Raw genomic sequence first — 24,613 nt, forward strand, 5'->3', positions numbered from 1 at the left:
TCGTGACCGACTCCGCCGAGCTGCCCGTGCCCCTGCACGCCCTCGATCCGGGCCTGGCCCCGCCCGCCTACGCGCAGCCGGGCGACGCGGGCGCGGACCTGCGCACCGCCGTCGACGTGACCCTGGCCCCGGGTGAGCGTGCCCTCGTGCCGACCGGCGTGGCGCTGGCCATCCCGGAGGGCCACGCGGGGTTCGTGCACCCCCGCTCGGGCCTCGCGGTCCGCCACGGCCTGAGCGTCGTCAACGCCCCCGGCACCATCGACGCCGGCTACCGCGGCGAGATCAAGGTGCCCCTGATCAACCTGGACCCGACCGAGCCGATCGTGCTGCGCCGCGGCGACCGGATCGCCCAGCTCGTGCTGCAGCCGGTCGTGCGGGCCCGCTTCGAGCCCGTGGACGCGCTGCCCGACTCCGAACGCGGGGCCGGCGGCTTCGGCTCGACCGGCGGCTTCACCGCCGACACCACCCCTGGGAGGACGTCGTGATCTTCGGACGCAACCGCACCGTGCGCCACGAGCAGGTCAGCCTGCCGGCCGAGCTGCTGGAGGAGCGCGACCTCGAGATCGCCGCCGCGCCGGAGGCAGCCGACGTCGGTCCGCACGACGTCGCCACCCGCCCGGATCCCGCCGGCATGATCGACCTGGGGTCGCTGCGCCTGCGGGCGGTCCAGGGCATGAAGCTGCGCCTCGACGTCGAGGACGCGACGAAGCGGATCGTCGCCGCCACCGTCAGCCTCGGCCGCTCGGCGCTGCAGGTCCAGGCGTTCAGCGCCCCGCGCCGCACGGGTCTGTGGGACAACCTGCGCGCCGAGCTGCACGACTCCCTGTCGACCACCGCCCATGCGACCGTGCAGGAGCAGACCGGCCGCTTCGGCATCGAGATCCTCACGCGCGTGCCGGCGGCGCTGCCGGACGGCTCGCCGGGGTGGAACGTCGCCCGGTTCGTGGGCGTGGACGGTCCGCGCTGGTTCGTCCGCGGTGTGTTCCACGGCGAGGCCGCCTTCCAGCCGGAGGCCGCTGAGCCGCTGGAACAGGTGTTCTCCGACCTGGTCGTGGTGCGGGGCGACGAGCCGCTCCCGCCGCGCGAGCTGCTGCCCCTGCGTCCGCCTCCCAACGCGCGCCCGCTGCAGCGTCGCCGCCCGGCCCCGGACGAGGGCCGGGACGTGCTCGCGGACACCGCCGCCGGCCCGGGGGACGGCACGGCACCGGAGGCCACCGCGCTGCCCGAGCGCGGTCCGGAGATCACGGAGACCCGGTGAGCCCCGCCGTCGCGGCCCGCCCGACCGGCACCGCGGGCCGCATCGAGCGCCGCGGCGTCATCGCCTCCGTCACGCTGCCCGGCGTGGACGAGGCGACCGTCTTCCGCGCGGTCTTGGCCGACCGCCTGCCCGCGCCCGGGAGCATGGCGCCCGCCGAGACGCTGCAGCTGGTCTGGCACGGGCGGCGCCGCGTGCCCGGCGTCATGCCGGGGGAGTGGCTGACGGTCCGCGGCCGCGTCACCCAGATGGATGGCGTGCCCACCCTGCACAACCCCGAGTTCGACCTGGTCGACGCGCCCGAGGCCACGCTCTGAGCACGGCCCCGAGAGGAGAGCCCATGACCGAGCCGCGTGGCCCCGTCACCGCCGCCCCGGACGGGGCCGGCCCCCTGCCGTCTCGAGCCCGCCTGGACGAGCGCGGCCGCCTCGACGCGCTGGGCAGCGTCGGTGGCTGGCGCGGCATCGTCGAGGCCTCCCTGCCCACCCTCGTCTACATGGTCGGCTACGTCGCCACCCAGCAGGTGTGGCCCTCCGGCGTGGCGGCCGTCGCGGTCGCACTCGTGCTGGGCGTCGCGCGCCTCGTCCAGCGCCAGTCGCCGGTCCAGGTGCTGGCCGGCCTCGCCGTCGTCGTCCTGTCCGTCGTGGTCTCCCTGACCACCGGCCAGGCCCGCGACTACTACCTGTGGGGCTTCGTCACCAACGCCGCCTACGGCCTCGCGTTCGCGGTGTCCGTCCTCGTGGGCTGGCCCGCGGCGGGCCTGGTGCTCGGCCTCGTGCGCGCCGAGGGCACCCGCTGGCGGGCCCACCGGCGTCGGCGCCGCGCCTACGCCGCGGCCACCTGGATCCTCGTGGCCGTGTTCGCGCTGCGCCTGGCGGTGCAGGTGCCCCTCTACCTCGGGGACGCCGTCACCGCGCTCGGGGTGGCCCGCCTGGTGATGGGCCTGCCGCTCTATGCCCTGGGGCTCTGGCTCGCCTGGTCCGTCAGCTCGCCCGGTCAGGACGACGGCGTGCCGGCGGACTCCGCCGCCTCCGAGCGTCCCTGAGCGCGGCCCTCGCCGACGAGGAGGCGACGCAGGGCCGGCTCGGCGAAGCCGGCGGCCAGGAAGAAGAGCTCGTCGCCCACCTCCAGGACCTCGTCCGCCGACGCCTGCCGGGGGGCGCCGTCGCGCACGACCGCCACGAGCGGAGCCTCCTGCGGCCAGGACACGGTGCCGATGCGCCGGCCCTCGAGCCAGTGCTCCGCCGGGACCCGGAACTCGGACAGCGCCGCGCCGCCGGCCTCCAGTCTGAGCAGGCGCACGAGGTCCCCGGTCTCCACGGCCTCCTCCACGAGCGCCGTCATGATCGAGGGGGTGGACACGGCCACGTCCACGCCCCACGACTCGTCGAAGAGCCAGTCGTTGAGCGGGTTGTTGACGCGAGCCACGGTGCGGCCGACGCCGAACTCCGAGCGGCTCAGCAGGGAGCACACGAGGTTGACCCGGTCGTCGCCGGTCGCCGCGACGAGCACGTCCGCCTCCAGGGCGCCGCACTGCTCGAGCACGGTCAGGTCGCACGCATCCCCGAGGACGAGGCGTGCGCCGCCGACGTCGGCCTTGCGGGCCGCGTCCGTGCGCGCCTCGACGACAACCACCTCGTGGCCGTGCGCGTGCAGCTCCCGCGCGATGGAGGCGCCCACGGCGCCGGCTCCGGCGATGACGGCCCTCATGCCCGTCCCTCCTCGTCCTCGTCCGTGCCGTCCGGCACGCGTGCCTCGCCCTGCAGGGCGGCCTCCACCTGGTCCCGGCGGTCCACCGGGTAGACGGCGTGCAGCACGTCGCCCTCCTGCAGGCGGTCGCCCGGCCGGGGCAGCTGGCCGTCGCCGAGCCGGGTGAGGTAGGCGATGCGCATCCCCACCGTGGACTCGACGTCGGTCAGCCGACGGCCCCACCACGAAGAGTGGGGGACCAGCTCGGTCACGAGCAACCGGCCGGAGGCGTCGCGGTGCTCCGCATCGGCGGTGCCGGCCGGCAGCAGCCGGTGCAGCACCTGGTCGGCCGTCCACTGGATCGAGGCGACCGTGGGGATGCCGAGGCGCTGGTACAGCCGGGCCCGGTCGGCGTCGTAGATGCGCGCCACCACGTGGTCCACGTGGAAGGTCTCGCGGGCCACGCGGGCGGCGATGATGTTCGTGTTGTCGTCCGCGGTCACGGCCGCCAGGCCCTGCGCGCGGTCGATGCCGGCGGCGAGCAGCGCGGAGCGGTCGAAGCCCACGCCGGCCACGAGCTCGCCGGAGAAGCCGGGGGCCAGCCCCTCCACGGTCCGCGGGTCGCGGTCCACGAGGGCGACGCCGTGACCGGCCGCGTCCAGCGCGGCCGCCAACCGGGTGCCCACCCGTCCGCCGCCGACGATCACGTAGTGGGCCATGCCCGTCCCTGCCTCTCGTGCGGTGCTCCGTGCGCCGGGGAGCCGACGCGCGCTCCATCCTCGCATCCGGCGGGCACGTCCGGGAGCATCCGCGTCGCCGCGGCGTCCGGGCCCGGCGGGGGTACCGTGGTGCGGTGGCCACGCTGTCCTCCCTCCTGCGCCGCGGCCTCCTCGGTCGCCCCGTGACGTCGCACGCCGCCGACGAGCCCCGCATGAACCGGTGGCGGGCGCTGCCCGTGACGTCGTCGAACGCCCTGTCCTCCCTCGCCTACGCCCCGGACGAGGTCATCCTCACCCTGGTCGCGGCCGGCACGTCCGCGCTCGCGCTCGGACCCGCCGTCGGCTGGGCCGTCGTCGCGGTGATGCTGCTCATCGTCGTGTCCTTCCGCGCCGCGGTCGCCGCCGTTCCGCACGGCGGCATCTATCACATGGCCGGCATGAAGCTGGGCCCGAGGGCCGGCGTCGTCGCCTCGGCCGCGCTCCTGCTGGACTTCGTGTTCACCGCCGCGGTCTCCGTGGCCGCCTTCGCCCACTTCGTGGCGGCGCTGGCCCCCGGACTCACCGTCGGCAGCCGCGTGCTGGTGGCCTCGGCCGCGCTCGTGGGCGTACTGCTGGCCGCGCTCCGCGGGGTGCGGCTGTCCCGGTGGGTGCTGCCCGTGCTCGTGAGCGTGTTCGTCGCCCTGACCGCGCTGCTCGTCCTGGCGGGCCTGTGGCAGGAGGGCCGTGGGCTGCTCGGCGCGGCGCCGACGGCCGGCTGGACGCAGGAGGGCGCCGGGGTCGGCGGGACCGTCGGCACCGTGGCGACGGCGCTGCTCGCCCTGCGCGCGTTCAGCGCGGGATCGGTGCTGCTCACCGGCGTCGAGGTGCCGGTCTCGAGCACCCGCCTGATGGCCCGGCCGGCCGTGCCCACGGTGCGGTGGGTGCTCACCGTGATGGCCCTCACCCTCGGCGCGCTGACCGTGGGCGTCATGCACCTGGCTCAGCGCACCGGCGTCGTCGTCGGGCTGGAGCTGGAGAACCTCCGGGACGCCGCGGGTGCCGAGGTCACGCCCGACCGCGCCCCCGCCCCCGTGCTCGCCCAGCTCGCGGACACCGTGTACGGCCCGGGCAGTGTCCTGTCCGTCGCCACCATCGCGGCCACCGCCCTGCTCCTGCTGTTCGCGGCCAAGTCGGCGTTCCGCTCGTTCCCCGCCCTGGCCGCGCGCGTGGCCGAGGACGGCTACCTGCCCCGGCAGCTGAGGGTCCGCAGCGACCGGCTGGTGCACACGTGGAGCGTCCTCGGGATGGGGGCCGTGGCCCTCTCGCTCGTGCTGTTCTTCGAGGCCCGGACCGCCCTGCTCGTGCAGCTTTACGTCATCGGCGTGCTGCTGGCCTTCACGCTCGCGCAGGCCGGCATGCTGCGGCTGTGGCGCCGCCGGCTCGTGCACACACCGGGCGCCCGGGCCCGCGCGGCCGTCCGGCTGCGCCTGATCATCACGGCGGTGGCCTGGGTGGTCACGGCGCTGGCGGGCGTCGTCGTCCTGGTCACCCGCTTCACGCAGGGCGCGTGGGTGGCGCTGCTGGCGATCGTGCTCGGCTCGCTGGTGATGGGGCGGATCCGCCGCCACTACGCGGACGTGGACCGCGAGCTCGCACCGGACCCCCAGGACGACGCGCGGGCCCTGCCCTCGCGGGTCCACGTGGTGGTCGTCGTGACCACGCTGGACCGGCCGGCGCTGCGGGCGCTGGCCTACGCCCGCGCGTCGCGGCCGTCCTCCCTCGAGGCCGTCGTCGTGGACGCCGAGCGCGCCGCCACCCTGGAGGTGATCGACGCCTGGGAGCGTGCCGGCCTGCCGATGTCGCTCACCGTGATCGCCTCGCCCTACCGCGACACGGTGGCCCCCCTGGTGCGGCATGTGCGCGAGCACCGACGCCGTTCCCCGCGGGACCTGACCATGGTGTTCATCCCGGAGTACGTGGTCCGGCCGGGCTGGCGCACGCTCCTGCACAACCGGACCGCCACCCGCCAGACGCGGCGACTGCAGCGGGAGCCGGGCGTGATGGTGGGCTCGGTGCCGTGGCAGGTCCACGAGGGCCAGGGCTCTTGACCGCCCCGGCGCCCCCGGGGAGCGGCGGATGACGCCGTCCGACGGCGCGCCCACGATCGAGGCGACACAGCCGCATCGGTCTGCAAGGATGATGATGATCTGACCAGTCGATGCTCAGGGCAAGACCTGAAGCGCGCTGCGATGCGAGAGGAGCCAGACATGGCAGTCGTCGACACGTCCACAGACGTCACCGGGATCGGGAGGACCATCGAGGTGGAGGTCGGGGCCATGGCCCACGGCGGCCACTGCGTGGCCCGGCACGAGGGGCGGGTCGTCTTCGTGCGCCACGCCGTGCCCGGCGAGAAGGTCCGGGTGGCCCTGACCGAGGCCGAGGACGGGGCCCGCTTCTGGCGCGGCGACGTCGTGGAGGTGCTGCGGCCCTCCGAGTTCCGCCGCATCCACCAGTGGAAGCTCGCGGACATGCTGCGCGCCCACGCCTCGGGTCGCCCGCCCGTGGGCGGCGCCGAGTTCGGCCACATCGTGGTCCCGCACCAGCGCCGGCTCAAGGCCCAGGTCTTCCGGGACACGGTGCACCGCATCGCCGACCTCGCGGTGGAGCCGGAGGTGTGCTTCGCCGGCTCCGAGGACGAGCCCACCGGCCAGCGCTGGCGGACCCGGAACGCGTTCGCGGTGACCCCCCAGGGGCACATCGCGATGCACGCCTACCGTTCGGCGACCCTCCTACCCGTGCGCAACATGCCGCTCGGCGTGCCGGCCCTCGATGCGCTCGCCCTGTGGGACTGGGACTTCACCGGAGCCGCCCGCGTGGACGTCGCGACGCCGGCCTCCGGCTCCCGCCCCCTCGTGCTGGTGACGCCCACCCCGCAGACGCGGGCGGACGAGGTCAAGCTCGGCCGGCTGCGCACCCGGATCCGCCAGGCGGCCAATGCGTGCGGCGTGGACGTCTCCACCGGCCTGGCCCTGCCCGGCCCGAAGCAGTTCCAGCCGGTCAAGGTCGAGCGCATCACCGGCAAGACCTGGGTCGAGGAGACCGTGGAGTCCGAGCGCGGCGGCACCAAGCGCTTCCGCGTCACGGGTGACGGCTTCTGGCAGGTCCACCAGCACGCCCCGGCCACCCTCGTGGACGCGGTGCTCGAGGACGCGCGCGTCGAGCCGGGCCAGGTCGTGGCCGACCTCTACGGCGGTGCCGGCCTGTTCAGCGCGTACCTGGCGGACGCCGTGGGACCCGAGGGCCGCGTGTACTCGGTGGAGGCCTCCCGCCAGGCCTCGAAGGACGCCCGCCGCAACCTGCACGATCAGCCGCAGGCCTCGGTGCTCAACGGCCCCACGGACAAGGTGCTCGGTAGCTGGCTGAAGTACCCCGAGCGCCCCGTGGCGGACGGCGGCCTCGGCGGTGCCGCGCTGGACACCGTCGTCCTGGACCCGCCGCGGGCGGGCGCGGGGCGGCGGGCGATCGAGCGCATCCTCGCGCTCGAGCCGGGCCGCATCGTGTACGTCTCGTGCGACCCCGCCTCGTTCGCCCGCGACCTGGCGTGGCTGCGCGACGGCGGCTACGAGGTGGAGCGCGCCCGCGTGTTCGACCTCTACCCGGACACCCACCACCTCGAGTCGGTCACCGTGCTGGTGCCGGCCGCCCAGAGCGCACCGGCCCCGGCCGTCGTCGAGATCTGATCCGGCATCCGCGCGGCGGCCTGCGGGCCGCCGCGCGCCATGCCCGCGTCACACGCGACCGGCGCGGTACCCTGGGACACAGTGCGGCACCTGTGACGCAGACGACGCCCGTCCCGGACGGCGCGCGGTCCGCGGCCGCGGGTGACCACCCCCCACTGGACGAGCGCCCGGAGGAAACCGGGCGGGAAGAGGAGTCCTCTCGTGACCACCGTCGACAGCTTCGGCTCCAAGGGCGTCCTGGACGTCAAGGGAGCCGAGTATGAGATTTTCCGTCTGAACAAGGTCGAGGGGGCGCAGAAGCTGCCCTACTCCCTGAAGGTGCTGCTGGAGAACCTGCTGCGCACCGAGGACGGCGCCAACGTGACCGCCGACCAGATCAAGGCCCTGGCCGCCTGGGACCCGAACGCCCAGCCGGACACCGAGATCCAGTTCACGCCGGCGCGCGTGATCATGCAGGACTTCACCGGCGTGCCCTGCGTCGTGGACCTGGCCACCATGCGTGAGGCCATCCAGGACCTGGGCGGCGACCCGGAGCGCGTGAACCCGCTCTCCCCGGCCGAGCTCGTGATCGACCACTCCGTGCAGATCGACTCCTTCGGCAACGACGCCGCCATCGAGCGGAACATGGAGATCGAGTACGAGCGCAACGGCGAGCGCTACAAGTTCCTGCGCTGGGGCCAGACCGCCTTCGACAACTTCAAGGTCGTCCCCCCGGGCATGGGCATCGTCCACCAGGTCAACATCGAGAACCTGGCCCGCACCGTGATGACCCGCGAGGTCGACGGCGTGCTGCGCGCCTACCCGGACTCCTGCGTCGGCACCGACTCGCACACCACCATGGTCAACGGCCTGGGCGTGCTCGGCTGGGGCGTCGGCGGCATCGAGGCCGAGGCCGCGATGCTCGGCCAGCCCGTGTCCATGCTGATCCCGCGGGTCGTGGGCTTCAAGCTGACCGGCAGCATCCCCTCTGGCGCCACCGCGACCGACGTGGTGCTGACCATCACCGAGATGCTCCGCCAGCACGGCGTGGTCGGCAAGTTCGTCGAGTTCTACGGCGAGGGCGTCGGCTCCGTGCCCCTGGCCAACCGCGCCACCATCGGCAACATGTCGCCCGAGTTCGGCTCCACCGCCGCGATCTTCCCGATCGACGAGGTCACCCTCGACTACCTGCGCCTGACCGGCCGCTCCGAGGAGCAGGTCGCCCTCGTGGAGGCGTACACCAAGGAGCAGGGGATGTGGCACGACCCGTCCTCCGAGGTCGCCTACTCCGAGTACCTCGAGCTGGACCTGTCCACCGTGGTGCCCTCCATCTCCGGCCCGAAGCGACCCCAGGATCGCATCGAGCTCACCGACTCCAAGGACCAGTTCCGCAAGGACCTGCACAACTACGCCACGCAGGACGAGGCCGGCGAGGGCCGCCCGTCCAAGCTCGTGGACGTGGCCATGCCGGACGGCCGCCAGTTCCAGCTGGACCACGGTGCCGTGTCCATCGCCTCGATCACCTCGTGCACCAACACGTCCAACCCCTCCGTGATGATGGCGGCCGGCGTGCTGGCCCGCAACGCGGTCGCCAAGGGCCTGAAGTCCAAGCCGTGGGTGAAGACCTCCGTGGCCCCGGGCTCCCGCGTGGTGACCGACTACTACGAGAAGTCCGGGCTGCGCGAGTCCCTCAACGACCTCGGCTTCAACGTGGTCGGCTACGGCTGCACCACCTGCATCGGCAACTCCGGCCCGCTGGAGTCCGAGATCTCCGAGGCCATCCAGGAGAACGACCTGTCCGTGACCGCGGTGCTCTCCGGCAACCGCAACTTCGAGGGCCGCATCAACCCGGACGTGAAGATGAACTACCTGGCCTCCCCGCCGCTGGTGGTCGCCTACGCCCTGGCCGGCACCATGGACTTCGACTTCGAGAACGAGGCCCTGGGCCAGGACACGGAGGGCAACGACGTCTTCCTCAAGGACATCTGGCCGGACCCGACCGAGGTCCAGCAGATCATCGACGCGTCGATCGACACCGAGATGTTCACCTCGCAGTACGCCACGATCTTCGACGGCGACGAGCGCTGGCAGTCCCTGGAGACCCCCTCGGGCTCCACCTTCGAGTGGGACGAGAAGTCCACCTACGTGCGCAAGCCCCCGTACTTCGAGGGCATGACCATGCAGCCGGACCCGGTGTCGGACATCTCCGGCGCCCGCGTCCTGCTCAAGCTGGGTGACTCCGTGACCACGGACCACATCTCCCCGGCCGGCTCCTTCAAGTCGGACACCCCGGCGGGCCGCTACCTGCTGGAGAACGGCGTGCAGCGCAAGGACTTCAACTCCTACGGATCCCGTCGTGGCAACCACGAGGTCATGATCCGCGGCACGTTCGCGAACATCCGCATCAAGAACCAGCTGCTCGACGGCGTGGAGGGCGGCTTCACGCGCGACTTCACCCAGGAGGGCGCCCCGCAGGCCTACGTGTACGACGCGGCGCAGAACTACGCCGAGCAGGGCACCCCGCTGGTGGTCCTGGGCGGCAAGGAGTACGGCTCCGGCTCCTCCCGTGACTGGGCGGCCAAGGGCACCGCGCTCCTGGGCGTCAAGGCCGTGATCACGGAGTCCTTCGAGCGCATCCACCGCTCGAACCTCATCGGCATGGGCGTGCTGCCGCTGCAGTTCCCGGAGGGTGAGAACGCCGACTCGCTGGGCCTGACCGGCACCGAGACCTTCGACATCTCCGGCATCACCGCCCTCAACGAGGGCACCACGCCGAAGACCGTGAAGGTCACGGCCACCGGTGAGGACGGCAGGGTCACCGAGTTCGACGCGGTCGTCCGCATCGACACCCCCGGTGAGGCCGAGTACTACCGCAACGGCGGCATCCTGCAGTACGTGCTCCGTCAGATCGCCGCGAAGGCCTGATCCACGGGACACCGCCCGCGCGCTGGCACCACGACGGCGGCCCGCCGCCCTCCGCACGGAGGGCGGCGGGCCGCCGTCGTCGTGGGGCGCCGGGGCCGAAGCCGGTGCAGGACCGCTCTTCATCCCCCAGTGCAGGGACCGGCCAACCCTTGGGCCAGACGGTCCTCGGGCGTGTCTGACAATGAAGCCGGGGGAAGGCCGGCACCCTCGAAGACACGGTCCCGGTTCCAGATGCTCTCCCACGCCCCCACAGGCCGGCAGGGCCGGCCGTTCGCCGATGCCGTCACGATGGTCGACGCCATCATCCACCGGTACAGGTGCATCGATCCCCTGGCGGGACCTGCCCGAGGTCTACGGGCCCTGGCTGAGTCGTGTGGACCTGGCACGGCCGCATGGCCGAAGAGGGCACGTGGGGCACGGTGCTGGCAACACTGACCGCCGCAGCGGATGCCGAAATCGTGATCGATTGGTCGGTCTCGGTGGACTCCACGATCGCCCGCGCCCATCAGCACGCGAGGAACACCACCCGGCTCACAGGGGGCTGGATCGAACGACAAGGAATCCGCGTGAAGAGCCCGCCGACCACGGCCTCGGGCGCTCACGGAGCGGGCTGAGCACGAAGACCCATCAGCTGGTCGACGGTGCTGGGCGAGAGGGCGTACTCATCGCGGGCGATCGGCACCCATCTGCGCGCCGGTGGCATCAAGGCCGTCCTCCCCAACCGGCTGACCAGCAGGGCCACCGCAGACGCCGCGGCTCGGCCGGCGGCCGAACCGCGGGCCTGGACTTGGAGGCTTACACGGGCCGGAACGTGATCGAGCGCCAGGACGCGCACCTGCAGCAGTGGCCGGGCCTGGCGAGCACGTACGACAAGTACGCGATCGTGTACTGGGCTGCCGTGGTCCTGAATGCTGTGCTCGCGTGGTCGACGGCATTGTCGGACACGCCCGAGTGGCGTGTTCGAACTGATCGACGATCCAGGTCAAGTGCTCGAGAAGCTCGGCGAGGCTCAGCACCGGCAGGTATGAGCGTGAGGACCTGGACAGAGAGGATCCCCCGAAATGCACATCGTGAAACAGAGTGAGCGATGTAGTGCTCTTCAGTTGGCACTGGTTGATATTGGTCGACGAGGCTTCAGCCCGGTCTGGTGATGCCCTGCGATGACTCTGAAGCCGGCTCTCGGGCGAATCCTCACATCGGGACGCCGAGACCCTGTGGGAGTCCAAGGATGGGACTGGGCTGACCCCGTTTCGTAGGTCCAGTCGTTATGAGAGTCGTCCTGTTGCCCGCGGTCGCGGGCAGGGAGACTGGTCAGATCATGACGAACAGCAGGAAGCGTCACACCCCCGAGCAGGTCGTCCGTAAGCTCGGGCAGGCCGACAGGATGCTCGCCGATGGTCAGGACGTCGCGGCGGTGTGCCGGGAGCTCGGGGTGTCCGAGCAGACGTACTACCGGTGGCGGAACCAGTACGGCGGCCTCAAGGCCGACGACGCAAAGCGCCTGAAGGAGCTGGAGAAGCAGAACGCGACCCTGAAGCGTCTGCTCGCGGAAGCGGAGCTGGAGAAGGCCGCGCTCAAGGAGCTGGCTGAGGGAAACTTCTAAGCCCGGACAGGCGCCGCGCCGCCGTCGATCACCTCAAGGGCAAGTTGCGGGTGAGCGAACGGATGGCGTGCCGTCTGGTCGGGCTGAGCCGCTCCGCGTACCGGCGACCGCTCAAGGGCGACACGGTCGCGGACCCGGATCGGGCGCTCAGGGAGTGGCTGCGCGCCTGGGCGAAGGACCATCCCCGCTACGGGTATCGGCGGGCGTATCACGACGCCCGCGCCGAGGGGTGGGTGGTGAACCACAAGAAGATCCAACGCCTGTGGCGTGACGAAGGGCTCCGGGTCCCGCAGCGGCGTCGACGCAAGCGCGTCGGGTCCTCGACCGTCGAGGCGCCGACGGCGGACGCGCCGAACGTGGTGTGGGCGGTGGACTTCCAGTTCGACGCCGACGAGCACGGACGACCGATCAAGATCTGCTCGATCGTCGACGAACACACCCGGGAGTGCATCGGCGGGCTCGTGGAGCGCTCGATTACCGCCGACCGACTCACCGCCCACCTCGAGGACCTCGTCGCCGCCCGGGGCGCCCCGGCGGTGCTCAGGTCGGACAACGGGCCGGAGTTCATCAGCGAGGCGATGGCCGACTGGGCCGGCACCCGCACCGGCCTGTCCTACATCCCTCCGGGCTCGCCGTGGCGCAACGGGTACGTCGAGTCGTTCAACAGCCGGATCCGCGACGAGTGCCTCAACATCAACAGCTTCTACTCGCTGCTGCACGCACAGGTCATCATCGGCGACTGGAAGGACGAGTACAACCACCACCGCCGGCACTCCTCGCTCGGCTACCTAACCCCAGCCGAGTACGCTCGGCAGTGCACCCATCAAATGGAAACCGACAACTCACAGAACGTCCGGACCGAATGAAGGGGGCGGCTCAGGACGTCTCGACGCCTGATCTGTCGGCGCTGAAGAGGAGCATGAGACCTGGGCCTTAAACCAGCTGAAGACCGGTCAAGCAGGTGGGGTCGTCGGGGCGGGTCGAGATGGCCTTTTTCGCGGTGCGGCCTTCAGCTGAGACAGTGAGAGTAGCGTCAATTCCACGCGGCAGCCAGACCCCGACGAATCCGTTGTCGTACGTCGTCAGCGTTTCATCGAGGAGGGTCTCCCCGGACGTCGCCTCGACCACGGTGACGTGGACGTCAGTATTGGCGAGTTCGCCGGTGCAGGTCGTGAGGCTGTGGAAGTAGCATTCGTGAGTCTGGCTGCGATACGGGGCGATAGAGACGTAGAATTCGTCTTCTGGCATCGGCAGGGTGGTCTGATTGTTCTGGTCGTCGGTCAGTACAAGCTGGTCCGGTTCAATCGACGCGATGAATTCAGACGAGCGATCTGTCACCTTCGTTGAGTCGAGGCGCTTGATGATCTCGCGAGCATTCAATCCGTCTAGATTGTGCTCGACCACCAGTGAGTGATCGGATCCTGCATCAGCGGACGGTCCCGCATCAGCACAGCCGCTGAGCAGGAGGACGGCGCTGGTCGCCAGACCGGTCAAGGCCGCGCAGATCCTCAGGCGGCTCCTGGAGGACTGGATCGGAGCAACAATGGCAAGTGGCATGCCCAACTCTTTTCTCAGGTGAACGTGTTCATGTCGTCAGGTTAGACAGAAGGCATCCCGAGTTCGCCGGTGCCAAGGGCGCGACGACGTGCAAAGCACGCCTGCCCGGAGACATCAAGAGCCTTGTCCTGATCTGGGGCCCACCGGTCCGAGGCACCCTGTGTTGACGAAATCGGATGGTGTCAGGAGCGCACGAGGCGATTGATGGCGTCGGTGGCCTCCTGGATCTTGGCGATGGCCGCGTCTTCATCGCCTTTCTTGGCGGCGTCGAGCACGCAGTGCTTGAGGTGGTCATCGAGCAGACCGGTCGCCACTCCCTGCAGGGCGCGGGTGAGGGCCGAGACCTGGGTGAGGATGTCGATGCAGTACTTTTCGTCGTCGATCATCTTCGTGATGCCGCGGGCTTGGCCTTCGATGCGCTTCATGCGGTTGCGGTAACGGTCCTTGTCACTGATGTAGCCGTGCCGATGGGCTCCGGTGTCGGCACCGGTCTCATCGGCTGCAGTTTCAGTGGTCACGAGTGCGTCCTTCACTTCTGGTGCTCCAGGACGGAGCGGGTGCTGGCATCTGGGGCGAGGTCGATGCGACGCAGCAGCTGGGCGTTGAGCGCGACGACGACGGTGGAGATCGACATCAGGATCGCGCCTACTGACATCGGCATGACGAAGCCGACGGGTGCGAGCACGCCAGCCGCGAGCGGCACAGAGAGCAAGTTGTACCCTGCGGCCCACCACAGGTTTTGCCTCATTTTACGGTATGCGGCACGGGAGAGCTGGATGACCGAGAGGACGCTACGCGGGTCGGAGCTGGCGAGGATGACACCTGCAGAGGCGATGGCGACGTCGGTGCCGGCCCCGATGGCGATGCCGACGTCGGCCTGGGCCAGGGCAGGGGCGTCGTTGACGCCGTCGCCGACCATGGCGACCTTCTTGCCCTCCTTCTGCAGCTGGTCGACCTTGGCGGATTTGTTCTCGGGGCGGACGCCGGCGAAGACCCGGTCGATGCCGAGCTCTCTTCCCACCTCGTTCGCCACGGCTTCCGCGTCGCCGGTGATCATGACGACCTCGACGCCGAGCTGATGGAGCGCATCGACGGCGTCGCGGGACTCTGGGCGAACCTCGTCGGCGAGCTTGAGACCGCCGATGACCTTGCCGTCGCGGAGGACGTGCAGGATGATCGCACCCTCTGCCCGCCATTCGTCGGCGACACCGATCTCGTCCTGGCCGGTCTCCTCGAGCAGACGGGGTCCGCCGACGCGGATCTCATGGTCGGCCACCGTCGCGGTGACGCCGACCGCCGGGGAGGAGGTGAACCCGCTGGCCGGTTCGACGGCGAGGCCCTTCTCCTTGGCGGCGGTGACGATGGACCGGGCGAGGGGGTGCTCACTGTCGGCCTCGGCGGAGGCGGCCAGGGCGAGGACCTGTTCGGCATTCAGGCCGCCGGTCGGCTCCACGCCGGTGACGGTGGGCTCGCCCTTGGTCAGGGTGCCGGTCTTGTCGAAGAGCACCGCGTCGACCTGGCGCATGGACTCCAGGGCGAGGCGGTCCTTGATCAGGACGCCGCCGCGGGCGGCGCGCTCGGTGGCGATGGACACGACCAGAGGGATCGCCAGACCCAGCGCATGGGGGCAGGCGATGACGAGGACAGTGATGGTGCGAACGACCGCGTCGTCGGGGAGCCCGAAGAGCGTCCAGACGACGGCGGTGATCAGCGCAGCTCCGAGGGCGAACCAGAACAGCAGGGCCGCAGCCCGGTCGGCGATGCGCTGGGCACGGGAGGATGATCCCTGCGCCTCGGCGACGAGCCTGTTGATGCCCGCCAGAGCCGTGTCGTCGCCGGTGGCGGTGATCTCTACGCGCAGGCCGGAGTCGGTGGCCACGGTGCCGGCGGTGACGTTCTCGCCCTCGCCGCGGGCGACGGGGTGTGATTCGCCGGTGATCATGGACTCGTCCATGTCGGCGCGGCCGTCGACGATGGTGCCATCGGCGGGGACGCTGCCGCCAGGCCGGACGATGACGACGTCGCCGACGCGCAGCTGTGCCGGGTCGACCTTGACGACGTCGTCTCCTTCTATACGCTCAGCCTCGTCAGGGAGCAGCGCGGCGAGGGAGTCCAACGCCGAGGTGGTCTGGGCCAGTGAGCGCATCTCGATCCAGTGGCCCAGCAGCATGATGACGATCAGCAGCGCCAACTCCCACCAGAACTCGAGCTCGGGGTGGACGAGACCGACAGTGGCGGCCCAGGAGGCGAGGAACGCTACGGTGATGCCGAGCGCGATGAGCAGCATCATCCCCGGCTGGCGGCTTTTCAGCTCGCTGACAGCACCGGTGAGGAACGGGGTGCCGCCCCAGGCGTACATGACGGAGCCGAGGACTGCGGCGACCCAGCCCGCCCAGCTGGGGACCGAGTAGCCCAGGAGCATGGCGAACATGGGGGAGAACGCGACCACCGGGATGGCGATGATCAGGTTGATCCAGAACAGCCGCCGGAACTGGCCGACGTGGTCGCCGTGGCCCGCGTGACCACCGCCGTGATGACCGTGCCCGGCGTGGTCACCGTGTTCCATGGTGTGGTCTTCGTTCTCGGCGCGCGAGTCGTCACGGTGGCCGGACTCGGTGGTCGCGACGCCGGCGTGGTCATGGTGATGCGTGGTCGGGTCCGTCATGCTCTTCGCTTCCCCTCGTCATTCCCCGATCTTTCCTTCGATCGGGTCGTATTTCGCCGCGGACCTTCAGCGCGCCCGCGGCGATCGGCTCAGGGGGCCGGCTTGAGCTCGCTCTCGACGACCCACTTGTGGTTGGTCATCGTCATGCCGTCGGACTCGTAATCGACCATGTAGACGGTCTCCTCGGTGGAGGAGGCGATGGTCGCCTTCGCGCCCTTCATGCCTTCCATGTGTTCGGCCTCGAGAGTGACCTCGGTGCCGTCGGCCAGACGTTCATCTCCGGCGTCCTTGATCTCCTGCTGGACGACCCACTTGTGATCCTTGACCGGCTCCCCGCCTGCGGACGGCGTGAAGTCCACCGCATAGGTGTACGTGTCGTACGCGCCGGCGATCGTCGCGTTCGCACCGTCCATGCCCTCCATGTGGTCGGCGGTGAGCGTGACCTCGGTGCCGACCGGGTATGTGGGCGACGCAGCCGTCTCGATGCCCTCGGGGGCGGGGCCGCCGTCCATCGGATGCTCCATCCCGCCGCTGTCAGAGCTGCTGCCGTGGCCCTCGTGCTGGCTGGTCGTCGAGGGGGTCCCTTGGTCCTGGTCGCCGCCGGTGCTGCAGCCGGTGAACACGAGCGCTCCTCCGAGCACTCCTGCGGCGACGGTGGTCATGAGGTGCTTGCGCATGAAGTCTCCTGTTCGTTCTGGTCCAGTCAACGCTATACCCCTCCCGGGTATCAAGTCGATGTCGATCGGCGGGCGTGGAATCGCCCGGCCAAGATCCAATCGACCCGGGGTGGCAGCGCTGAGGCTGCGATGGAGAACATCGGCTCGGCGGCTCTGGTCGCAGATGGAATCGAGGCCCGAACGGACGGGCTCACCTCGCTCGCCGTCGTGACGGGATCGGCTGCGTCGTCTCGTGAACATCACCGTGGTGAGAAGACGATCCCAGTACCGTCGATCACCCAAGAGAAATTGGTCTTGTACGGTTGCATCGTCGGGTGTCCCATCGAGACAGGGATCCTGAGAGCCGACGGAAGCTGTGCAACTATCGCCAGGCAGAGCGAAGCATGTCTCAGTACGTGCTCCGTCAGATCGCCGCGAAGGCCTGATCCACGGGGCCCGCCCGCGCGGGCCGCCGCCGGCGTCCCGCCCGGGTGCGGAGCCGCGGAGTAGGCTGGTCGCACCATGGAACATCTGCCCCCCACGAGTCCCGGCGCCCCGCTGCTGCCGCAGATCGCCCGCCCGGCGGACCTGTCGGCCCTCACGGAGGACCAGTTGACCGCGCTGGCGGCCGAGATCCGCGCCTACCTGATCGCCCACGTCTCCAAGACGGGCGGCCACCTCGGACCGAACCTGGGCGTCGTCGAGCTGACGCTGGCCGTGCACCGCGTCTTCGAGTCGCCGAAGGACGCGGTCATCTTCGACACGGGTCACCAGTCGTACGTGCACAAGCTGCTCACCGGACGCCAGGACTTCACGACGCTCCGCCAGGAGGGGGGCCTGTCCGGCTACGGCGACCGCACGGAGTCCGAGCACGATGTGGTGGAGTCCTCGCACGCCTCCAGCTCGCTCTCCTGGGCGGACGGCATCGCGCGGGCCTGGGCGCAGACCGGGCAGGGGGACCGCACCGTGGTGGCCGTGATCGGCGACGGCGCACTCACGGGGGGCATGGCCTGGGAGGCGGTCAACAACATCGCCGCGGGCCGGGACCGGCGCGTGGTGATCGTCGTCAACGACAACGGCCGCTCGTACGCGCCCACCGTGGGCGGCGTCGCCGAGCACCTGGGCGGACTGCGCCGCGGGGTGCTGGACAAGGTGCGCACCCACCACCGCTACGAGCAGACCCTCGACTACCTCAAGCGCCGCCTCCAGGAGGCCGGGCTCGCGGGGGAGCTGGTGTACCGGCCGCTGCACGCGGCGAAGAAGGGCCTCAAGGACCTCTGGGCGCCGCAGGGCCTGTTCGAGGACCTGGGCATGAAGTACATCGGCCCGGTGGACGGTCACGACCTCACCGCCATGGAGGAGGCCCTGGAGGACGCGCGGGCGTACGGCGGGCCCGTGATCGTCCACGCGATGACCGAGAAGGGGCACGGCTATCCGCCGGCGGTCGCGCACGAGGCGGACCAGTTCCACGCGATCGGCGTGATCGACCCCTCCACGGGCGAGCCCATCACCTCGTCGACGGCCCAGTCCTGGACCTCCGTGTTCGGCGAGGAGATGGTCGCGATCGCGAATGAGCGGCCGGACGTCGTGGCCATCACCGCCGCCATGCAGAACCCCGTGGGCCTGGCCCCGATGGCGCTGGCCCATCCGGACCGGGTGTTCGACGTCGGCATCGCCGAGCAGCACGCGGTCACCTCGGCCGCCGGCATGGCCTTCGGCGGTCTGCACCCCGTGGTGGCCGTCTACGCGACCTTCCTCAACCGCGCCTACGACCAGGTGCTCATGGACGTGGGCCTGCACCGTGCGGGCGTGACGTTCGTGCTGGACCGCGCGGGCGTCACCGGGCCGGACGGCCCGAGCCACCACGGCATGTGGGATCTGGCCCTGCTGCAGTCGGTGCCGGGGCTGCGGATCGCCGCGCCCCGCGACGCGGACACGCTCCGGGAGGAGCTGCGCGAGGCCGTCGCCGTCGAGGACGCGCCCACCGTGGTGCGGTTCGCGAAGGGCTCGGTCGGCGAGCCGGTGCGCGCCCTGGAGCGGCTGTCGGACGGCACGGACGTGCTCGCCCGGCGGGGCGAGGCCGGCGGGCGCGACGGCGCCGAGCGGGACGTGCTGATCGTGGCGGTGGGCGCGATGGCCGAGCTCGGCCTCGACGTCGCCGAACGGCTCGAGCGGCACGGCATCAGCGCCACGGTGATCGACCCGCGGTGGGTCCTGCCCGTGGCCCGGTCCGTGATCGACACGGCCGCCCGCCACCGGATCGTCGTGTGCCTCGAGGACGGGGTGCGGGCCGGCGGCGTCGGCTCGCGGATCCGGCAGGAGATGCGCGCGGCCGGCGTGGACACCGCCCTGAACGAGGTCGGCCTGCCGGTCGAGTTCCTCGCCCACGGCAGCCGCGAGCAGGTGCTGGCCCGCGTGGGCCTCACGGCGCAGCGCATCACCCAGGACACCGTCGCCCAGGTCCTCGGCGCCAAGGTCCCGTACGCCCGGCCCGTCCCCGAGGACGCGGCCGCCCCCCACCACCAGGAGCAGGCATGAGCATCGTCCGGCTGTACCGTGAGAGCGTCGGCGACGACGGCGCCCGGCTCTTCGAGTACCGCGAGGCATGGGCCGACGCGGAGGCCGGGGAGTTCGTGGTCCACCACGGTCGGGTCGGCCAGCCCGGCACCGTCGGGGAGCAGCCCCTGGCCGACCAGGCCGAGGGTGATCAGCTGCTGGCCGCGTTCGTGGCGCAGGGCGCGGAGGAGGGCTTCGCCGAGGCGGACCCCGCGACCTTCGCCGTGCTGCCGGTGGCCTACCGGCTCCGCGGCCGGGAGGCCACGGCGATCGAGCGGCGCACCGTCGAGCGGCTGCGCGTCGAGGTGACCCACCAGCTGGCCTGGCGCGGTCTCGGCGAGGTCGAGGACGTCGTCGAGGAGGTCGGTGCCCTCGTGCTGCGCGTCCGGACCCCCCACGCCCGCAAGGCCGCCGCCGAGATCCCGGCGGCCGCCAAGCGCGCCGACGGCGTGCAGCCGAACAAGGTGGACGTCCGCACCGCAGAGCAGGAGGGCTGACCCGTGCGCCACACCCGTCTCGGCCGCTCCGGGCTGACCGTCTCCGTCGTCGGCCTGGGCTGCAACAACCTCGGCCGCCCCGGCACCGCCACGCTGGAGCAGGCCGGCACCGACGCCGTCGTCCACGCCGCGCTCGACGCCGGCATCACCTTCTTCGACGTCGCCGACGTCTACGGCGCCGAGCCCGGCCTGTCCGAGGAGCGGCTCGGCCGCGCCCTGGGCGCCCGCCGCGACGAGGTGGTGATCGGCACCAAGTTCGGCATGGACATGGGCGGTGTCGCCGGCGACGACGGCGGCGCGCGGGGCTCCCGCCGGTACATCGTGCGCGCCGTCGAGGACTCCCTGCGCCGCCTCGGCACCGACTGGATCGACCTCTACCAGTTCCACACCCCGGACCCGGCCACGCCCATCGAGGAGACCCTCCGAGCGCTCGACGACCTCGTGCGCGCCGGCAAGGTCCGCTACGTGGGCCACTCGAACCGGGCCGGGTGGCAGATCGCCCAGGCCGAGTACGTGGCCCGCGAGCTGGGCGTGGAGCGCTTCGTGTCCGCGCAGAACCACTACAACCTGCTGGACCGCCGGGCCGAGCTCGAGGTGGTCCCGGCGGCGGCCGAGTTCGGGCTCGGCGTCCTGCCGTACTTCCCGCTGGCCAACGGGCTGCTCACGGGCAAGTACTCGCAGGGCGACGCCCCCGAGGGCTCGCGCCTGTCCCACGTGCGCCAGCACATGGTGGCCGACGCCGACCTGGAGCAGCTGGCCGCGTTCGGCCGGTTCGCCCGGGAGCGGGGGATCACCGAGGTCCAGGCCGCGATCGGGTGGCTGGCGGCGCAGGGGCCGGTGTCCTCCGTGATCGCCGGCGCCACCCGTGCCGCGCAGGTCGTGGAGAACGCGGCGGCGGCCGACTGGCTCGCCACCGCGGAGGACCTGGCCGAGCTGGACGCCCTGTTCCCGGGCCCGGAGAAGGTCGCGCTCTTCTGATGGCCGGCGCGCTGACCGGCGCGGCCGCCGCGACCCCGCTCGTGCCGACGCCGGGGGAGGCCGCCCTGGGCTGGACCGTGTCCGTCGTGGCCGGTGCGCTGTGGGTGGCCGGCTTCGTCTCGCTGGGCCGCAGCCCCCTGGACGCCCGGGCGCGCCTGCCGTGGGTCGGCCTCATGCTGCTGCTGCCGGTGCTGGGGGCGCTCATCTGGTTCTGGTGGCGGCACCGCTACTACCCGGCGCGGCGGCGCGAGCAGCCGGCGTGGGACCCCAACGACCGCTCCGCCGTCGTGGTGCCCCCGCGCCGGCGCTACGGCGCGCCGGAGGAATGAGCCGGGCTCAGAGCTTGACGACGATGCGGTCGTCGACGACGGCCGCGTCGTAGTCCATGAGGGCCTGGCGGGCCGGGCCGCCGAACGGCTTCCCCGAGGTGACGTCGAAGTGCGAGCCGTGGCAGGGGCAGGCGTAGGCCGGGCCCTCCTGCCGGTCCACGACCTGGAGCAGGCAGCCCTGATGCGTGCACACGTTGGTGAAGGCGGTCACCGTGGTCTCGTCCACGCGATGCATCATCAGCGTCCGACCCTGCACCTGCACCTCCCGGGAGGCGCCCACGGGCAGCTCGGCGGCGGGCAGCGCGTCGACGGCGTCGGAGCCGGTGTAGTGGTCCTGCGCGGTGTCCTTCTCACGTAGCCGGTCCGTGCAGCCGGCCAGCGCGAGTGTGCCGGCACCCGCGGCGGCGACGGCGGCGCCGCGGCCCAGGACGGTGCGGCGGGAGGTGTCCGGGCGGGCGTGGTCGTCGCAGCAGCCGGACCGGGAGGAGTTCGGGGTGAGGGGGGAGTCCTGCGTGGTCATCGACCCATTATCGCCCGTGGCGAGGGCGGATGCGACCGGGCCCGACGGGTGCGAGGATCGGGGGGACGGACCCCCGAGCCCCAGGAGCACCGCCGTGACCCACCCCGCCCCGCGCCCCACCGGCGCCGCCCGTTTCGACCTCACTCCCTTCGAGCGGTGGGAGGCCGTGACCCTCGACGACGTGCACGTCGGCTTCCTGCACCGGGTGCTGGAGGACGGCGTGCTGACCACCCGCATGGGCTTCGCCCCCACGCCCGCCCAGCGCGCCGCCCGCGGTGGACTGCCCGAGCGCTACCTCGCCCAGACGCAGGTCGGCTTCACGCCCGACGGGGACGGCTGGGCATGGACGACCCACGAGGACTCCGCCGGAGCCCAGCGGGTGCGCATCGACCGTGAGCGGGCCGGCATCGACGCCGCGGTGCTGCCCTCGTACGCGGAGTACCTCCTCCTCGCGCGGGTGGCCGCCGAGGGCCCGCTCGCCGTGGACCGGCTCGAGGAGGCCTCGCCCCTGCAGGGCGGGCTGCGCGTGCCCCGCGCCGAGCTGCGCCCGGCGGACGCGGGCGGGTCGGACGTGCGGGTGGCCGTCGTCGCGGACGGCGTGGAGCTGGGGGCGCACCTCGTGCGCGAGGGCGCCGTGGTCGCCTCCGACTGGGGCGGGGGCACCGCCTCGACCCCCGTGGCCGACCAGGCCGCGGCGACCGCCGGGCTCGACGCGCACGTGGTGACGTTCGCCGGGCTGCCGATCGCCTGAGCCGTGGGCCGGGCCGTCGCGGACGGCCCGGCCGGGGCCGGTCAGGCCTGCGCGGCCGGGTGGAAGCGCCGCCCGTTCACCCGCTCGGCGGCCCCGCAGTCGTCCAGGTACGGCGTGATGCCGCCCAGGTGCAGGGGCCAGTTGGCGCCGAGGATCATGCACAGGTCCACGTCCTCGGGGGCCGCGACGACGCGCTCGTCCAGGAGCAGGCCGATCTCCTCGGCCAGCGCGTCCTCGACCCGGCGCAGCAGCTCCTCGGAGGTCTGCGGGGTCGAGCCCTGCTCCAGCAGGGCCGCGGTCGCCTCCGGGATCTGCTCGCCGGTCGCGCCGGCGGCCTCCTCGTCGCGCCGGTCGGGGCGGACGTCCTTGGCCCAGATCGCGGTCTTGCCGGCGTCGATCAGGCGCTGCAGGTTCGCCGAGACCGGGAAGCGCTCCGCGCCGAAGGACGCGGAGAGGGACTCGGACACGTGCTGGGCCACGGGGATGCCGACCATGGCCAGGAGGGTGAACGGCGTCATCGGCAGGGCCAGCGGGTCCAGCGCGTGGTCGGCCTCGTGCGCGTCGGTGCCCTCGTCGAAGGAGTTCTGCACCTCGCCCATCATGCGCAGCAGGACGCGGTTGACCACGAACGCGGTGGCGTCGTGGACGAGCACGCCGGTCTTGCGGAGCCGGCGGGTCAGTTCGAACGCGGTGGCCACGACCTCGTCCGTCGTCGCCTCGGTCCGCACGATCTCCACGAGCGGCATGACCGCCACCGGGTTGAAGAAGTGGAAGCCCACGAGGCGCTCGGGACGCTCGAGGACCTCGGCCATGGCGGCCACGGACAGGCTCGAGGTGTTGGTCATCAGGATGGCGTCCTCACGCACGATGCCCTCGAGCTCGCGGAAGACGGTGCGCTTGACCTCGAGCTCCTCGAAGACGGCCTCGATGACGATGTCGGCGTCCGCGTACACCGCCTTGTCCGTGTCCGCGGTGATCAACCCGGCCAGGGCCTGGCCGTCCTCGGCGGAGAGCCGTCCACGGGAGACCATCTTCTCGACCTGCGCGCGCACGCCCGCCAGGCCGCGCTCGACACGCTCGGCGTCGACGTCCGTCATCACGACGGGCACCCGCAGGTGCCGGGCGAAGACGAGGGCGAGCTGGCCGGCCATCAGGCCTGCACCGACGATGCCGACCTTGCGGACCTCGCGGGCGAGCTCGCGGCCCGGGTCGCCGGCGGGGCGCTTGGCGCGGCCCTGGACGAGGTCGAGGAACGCGTACACGGTGCGGCGGAACTCGGGGGAGTGCAGCAGGGTCCCGAGGGCGTCCGCCTCGGCCTGGGCGGACTCGGCGCGGGTGCGCGTGCGGGCGCCGGTGAACAGGTCCTCCAGGTGGCGGCGTGCCGGCAGGTGGCGTCCGGGGCGAGCGGCCTGCAGCCGCTCCAGCGCCGCCAGGGCACGGTCCCAGGCGGCGTCGGACACGTCGCGGTCGCGGTGGGCGGCCAGTTCGGCCGCCACGGACTCGTCCCCCGTGACCAGGGCGCCGGCGAGCTCGAGGCCGGCGTCGAGGAGGTCCCCCTCGGCGATCCGGTCCATGAGGCCGAGCCCGTGCGCGGCGCGGGCGTCGAGCATGCGGTTGTCGTCGAGGGGGTTCTTCAGCACGACGTCGACGGCGGCCTCCGGGCCGATCAGGTGGGGCACGCGCCACACGCCGGACCAGCCGGGGATCAGGCCGAGCCGGACCTCGGGCAGGCCGAAGCCCTTCGCGTCGGCGGCCACCACGCGGTGTCCGGCGGCCAGGGCCAGCTCGAGGCCGCCGCCGAGGGCGAGGCCGTTCACGAGCGCGACCGTGGGGATCTCGAGGGCCGCGAGCCGGTCGTAGACGGCGTGGCCGAGCAGGGCCAGGTCGCGGCCGACGTCGTCGGTGAGGCCCGCGATCAGGGACAGGTCCGCCCCGGCCGCGAAGGTCCCCTCCACACCGGTCACGGCCAGGGCCTGGATCTCGCCCGCGGCGGCCCGGGCGGCCTGCTCGTCGAGCACCCGGCCGAGGCCGAGGAGCGTGGCCGGGCCCAGGGTCGCGGGCCGGCGGGGTCCCTGCCCGTTGTCCAGCGTGAGCAGCGCGAGCGTGCCCGCACCCTCGGGCAGGGCGTGGTCGGTCACGGTGACGGTGGTGACGACCTCATCCGGGGCCAGGGCGGGCAGGTGGTCGAAGGAAGCAAGAGAAACGGATGTCATGC

At 72.0% G+C, this 24,613-nt stretch carries 21 protein-coding genes and 1 pseudogene; 14 read left to right on the forward strand and 8 right to left on the reverse strand.

Annotated elements, in window-relative coordinates:
* The first annotated feature begins 2 nt into the window (after positions 1-2).
* Genes dut through SOY78_RS05885 form a run of 4 tightly spaced genes read left to right on the forward strand, consistent with a single transcriptional unit; the run spans position 3 to position 2,300 of the window.
* Positions 3-485: a dUTP diphosphatase gene (dut, locus tag SOY78_RS05870; RefSeq protein ID WP_036382821.1), complete on the forward strand. Its 483-nt coding sequence runs from the start codon at positions 3-5 to the stop codon at positions 483-485.
* Positions 482-1,258, forward strand: coding sequence for a DUF3710 domain-containing protein (locus tag SOY78_RS05875; protein WP_324701273.1), 777 nt, complete (start codon positions 482-484; stop codon positions 1,256-1,258). The genes dut and SOY78_RS05875 overlap by 4 nt, the downstream gene beginning before the upstream one ends.
* Positions 1,255-1,572: an OB-fold nucleic acid binding domain-containing protein gene (locus SOY78_RS05880; RefSeq protein WP_036382824.1), complete on the forward strand. Its 318-nt coding sequence runs from the start codon at positions 1,255-1,257 to the stop codon at positions 1,570-1,572. The genes SOY78_RS05875 and SOY78_RS05880 overlap by 4 nt, the downstream gene beginning before the upstream one ends.
* 23 nt (positions 1,573-1,595) lie before the next feature.
* Positions 1,596-2,300 (forward strand): DUF3159 domain-containing protein, encoded by a 705-nt coding sequence (locus tag SOY78_RS05885; RefSeq protein ID WP_020625079.1) that lies wholly within the window; start codon positions 1,596-1,598, stop codon positions 2,298-2,300.
* Here SOY78_RS05885 and SOY78_RS05890 read toward each other — a convergent pair.
* A complete protein-coding gene (locus tag SOY78_RS05890; RefSeq protein ID WP_324701274.1) occupies positions 2,252-2,965 on the reverse strand; it encodes a potassium channel family protein in 714 nt (237 codons plus the stop codon). The genes SOY78_RS05885 and SOY78_RS05890 overlap by 49 nt on opposite strands.
* Entirely contained in the window at positions 2,962-3,663 is a 702-nt protein-coding gene (locus SOY78_RS05895; RefSeq protein WP_020625081.1) for a potassium channel family protein, read from the reverse strand. Before SOY78_RS05895 ends, SOY78_RS05890 begins: the two co-directional genes overlap by 4 nt.
* A 134-nt stretch (positions 3,664-3,797) precedes the next feature.
* On the opposite strand from SOY78_RS05895, the gene SOY78_RS05900 reads away from it, so the two are divergent.
* The 5 genes and pseudogenes from SOY78_RS05900 (at position 3,798) to SOY78_RS05920 (ending at position 12,755) form a co-directional block, all read left to right on the forward strand.
* Positions 3,798-5,750, forward strand: coding sequence for an APC family permease (locus SOY78_RS05900; protein ID WP_324701275.1), 1,953 nt, complete (start codon positions 3,798-3,800; stop codon positions 5,748-5,750).
* A 159-nt stretch (positions 5,751-5,909) separates the two neighbouring features.
* A complete protein-coding gene (locus SOY78_RS05905; RefSeq protein ID WP_270618290.1) occupies positions 5,910-7,382 on the forward strand; it encodes a class I SAM-dependent RNA methyltransferase in 1,473 nt (490 codons plus the stop codon).
* 201 nt (positions 7,383-7,583) lie between these two features.
* Complete coding sequence (gene acnA / locus SOY78_RS05910) at positions 7,584-10,286, forward strand: aconitate hydratase AcnA (protein WP_324701276.1); 2,703 nt, start codon at positions 7,584-7,586, stop codon at positions 10,284-10,286.
* A gap of 231 nt (positions 10,287-10,517) precedes the next feature.
* Positions 10,518-11,235: pseudogene (locus tag SOY78_RS05915) on the forward strand (transposase); the annotation flags it as partial.
* Positions 11,236-11,604: 369 nt separating this feature from the next.
* A protein-coding gene (locus SOY78_RS05920) for an IS3 family transposase (protein ID WP_324701277.1) occupies positions 11,605-12,755 on the forward strand; the annotation gives its coding sequence in 2 pieces (ribosomal slippage) (positions 11,605-11,875 and positions 11,875-12,755; 1,152 coding nt in all).
* A 67-nt stretch (positions 12,756-12,822) separates the two neighbouring features.
* Here the strand turns inward: SOY78_RS05920 and SOY78_RS05925 are convergent.
* From SOY78_RS05925 to SOY78_RS05940, 4 genes are all read right to left on the reverse strand, one after another.
* A complete protein-coding gene (locus SOY78_RS05925; RefSeq protein WP_044659994.1) occupies positions 12,823-13,446 on the reverse strand; it encodes a CueP family metal-binding protein in 624 nt (207 codons plus the stop codon).
* 182 nt (positions 13,447-13,628) lie between these two features.
* A complete protein-coding gene (locus SOY78_RS05930) occupies positions 13,629-13,964 on the reverse strand; it encodes a metal-sensitive transcriptional regulator (RefSeq protein ID WP_270618289.1) in 336 nt (111 codons plus the stop codon).
* An 11-nt stretch (positions 13,965-13,975) separates the two neighbouring features.
* Complete coding sequence (locus tag SOY78_RS05935) at positions 13,976-16,111, reverse strand: heavy metal translocating P-type ATPase (RefSeq protein WP_317676438.1); 2,136 nt, start codon at positions 16,109-16,111, stop codon at positions 13,976-13,978.
* A gap of 89 nt (positions 16,112-16,200) precedes the next feature.
* A complete protein-coding gene (locus tag SOY78_RS05940; RefSeq protein WP_270618287.1) occupies positions 16,201-16,788 on the reverse strand; it encodes a YdhK family protein in 588 nt (195 codons plus the stop codon).
* 501 nt (positions 16,789-17,289) lie between these two features.
* On the opposite strand from SOY78_RS05940, the gene dxs reads away from it, so the two are divergent.
* From dxs to SOY78_RS05960, 4 genes are read left to right on the forward strand one after another with little or no spacing between them, the layout of a single operon-like run.
* Positions 17,290-19,305, forward strand: coding sequence for a 1-deoxy-D-xylulose-5-phosphate synthase (dxs, locus tag SOY78_RS05945; RefSeq protein ID WP_049147652.1), 2,016 nt, complete (start codon positions 17,290-17,292; stop codon positions 19,303-19,305).
* Positions 19,302-19,820 carry a hypothetical protein gene (locus SOY78_RS05950; protein WP_036382832.1) on the forward strand — a complete coding sequence of 173 codons (519 nt, stop codon included), beginning with the start codon at positions 19,302-19,304 and terminating at the stop codon, positions 19,818-19,820. The genes dxs and SOY78_RS05950 overlap by 4 nt, the downstream gene beginning before the upstream one ends.
* Before the next feature lie 3 nt (positions 19,821-19,823).
* Positions 19,824-20,798 (forward strand): aldo/keto reductase, encoded by a 975-nt coding sequence (locus tag SOY78_RS05955; protein WP_036317666.1) that lies wholly within the window; start codon positions 19,824-19,826, stop codon positions 20,796-20,798.
* Positions 20,798-21,127 carry a PLD nuclease N-terminal domain-containing protein gene (locus SOY78_RS05960; protein ID WP_020627854.1) on the forward strand — a complete coding sequence of 110 codons (330 nt, stop codon included), beginning with the start codon at positions 20,798-20,800 and terminating at the stop codon, positions 21,125-21,127. The genes SOY78_RS05955 and SOY78_RS05960 overlap by 1 nt, the downstream gene beginning before the upstream one ends.
* Before the next feature lie 7 nt (positions 21,128-21,134).
* Here the strand turns inward: SOY78_RS05960 and SOY78_RS05965 are convergent, their stop codons facing one another.
* On the reverse strand, positions 21,135-21,647 hold the full coding sequence (locus SOY78_RS05965) for a Rieske (2Fe-2S) protein (protein ID WP_036382834.1): 513 nt from the start codon (positions 21,645-21,647) through the stop codon (positions 21,135-21,137).
* A gap of 94 nt (positions 21,648-21,741) precedes the next feature.
* On the opposite strand from SOY78_RS05965, the gene SOY78_RS05970 reads away from it, so the two are divergent.
* Positions 21,742-22,398, forward strand: coding sequence for a hypothetical protein (locus tag SOY78_RS05970; RefSeq protein ID WP_036382836.1), 657 nt, complete (start codon positions 21,742-21,744; stop codon positions 22,396-22,398).
* 41 nt (positions 22,399-22,439) lie between these two features.
* Here the strand turns inward: SOY78_RS05970 and SOY78_RS05975 are convergent, their stop codons facing one another.
* Complete coding sequence (locus SOY78_RS05975) at positions 22,440-24,611, reverse strand: 3-hydroxyacyl-CoA dehydrogenase NAD-binding domain-containing protein (RefSeq protein WP_324701278.1); 2,172 nt, start codon at positions 24,609-24,611, stop codon at positions 22,440-22,442.
* Positions 24,612-24,613: the final 2 nt, after the last annotated feature.

The sequence above is a fragment of the Micrococcus sp. HOU01 genome, assembly GCF_035609305.1.
In the GTDB taxonomy this organism is placed as follows: Bacteria; Actinomycetota; Actinomycetes; order Actinomycetales; family Micrococcaceae; genus Micrococcus; species Micrococcus luteus.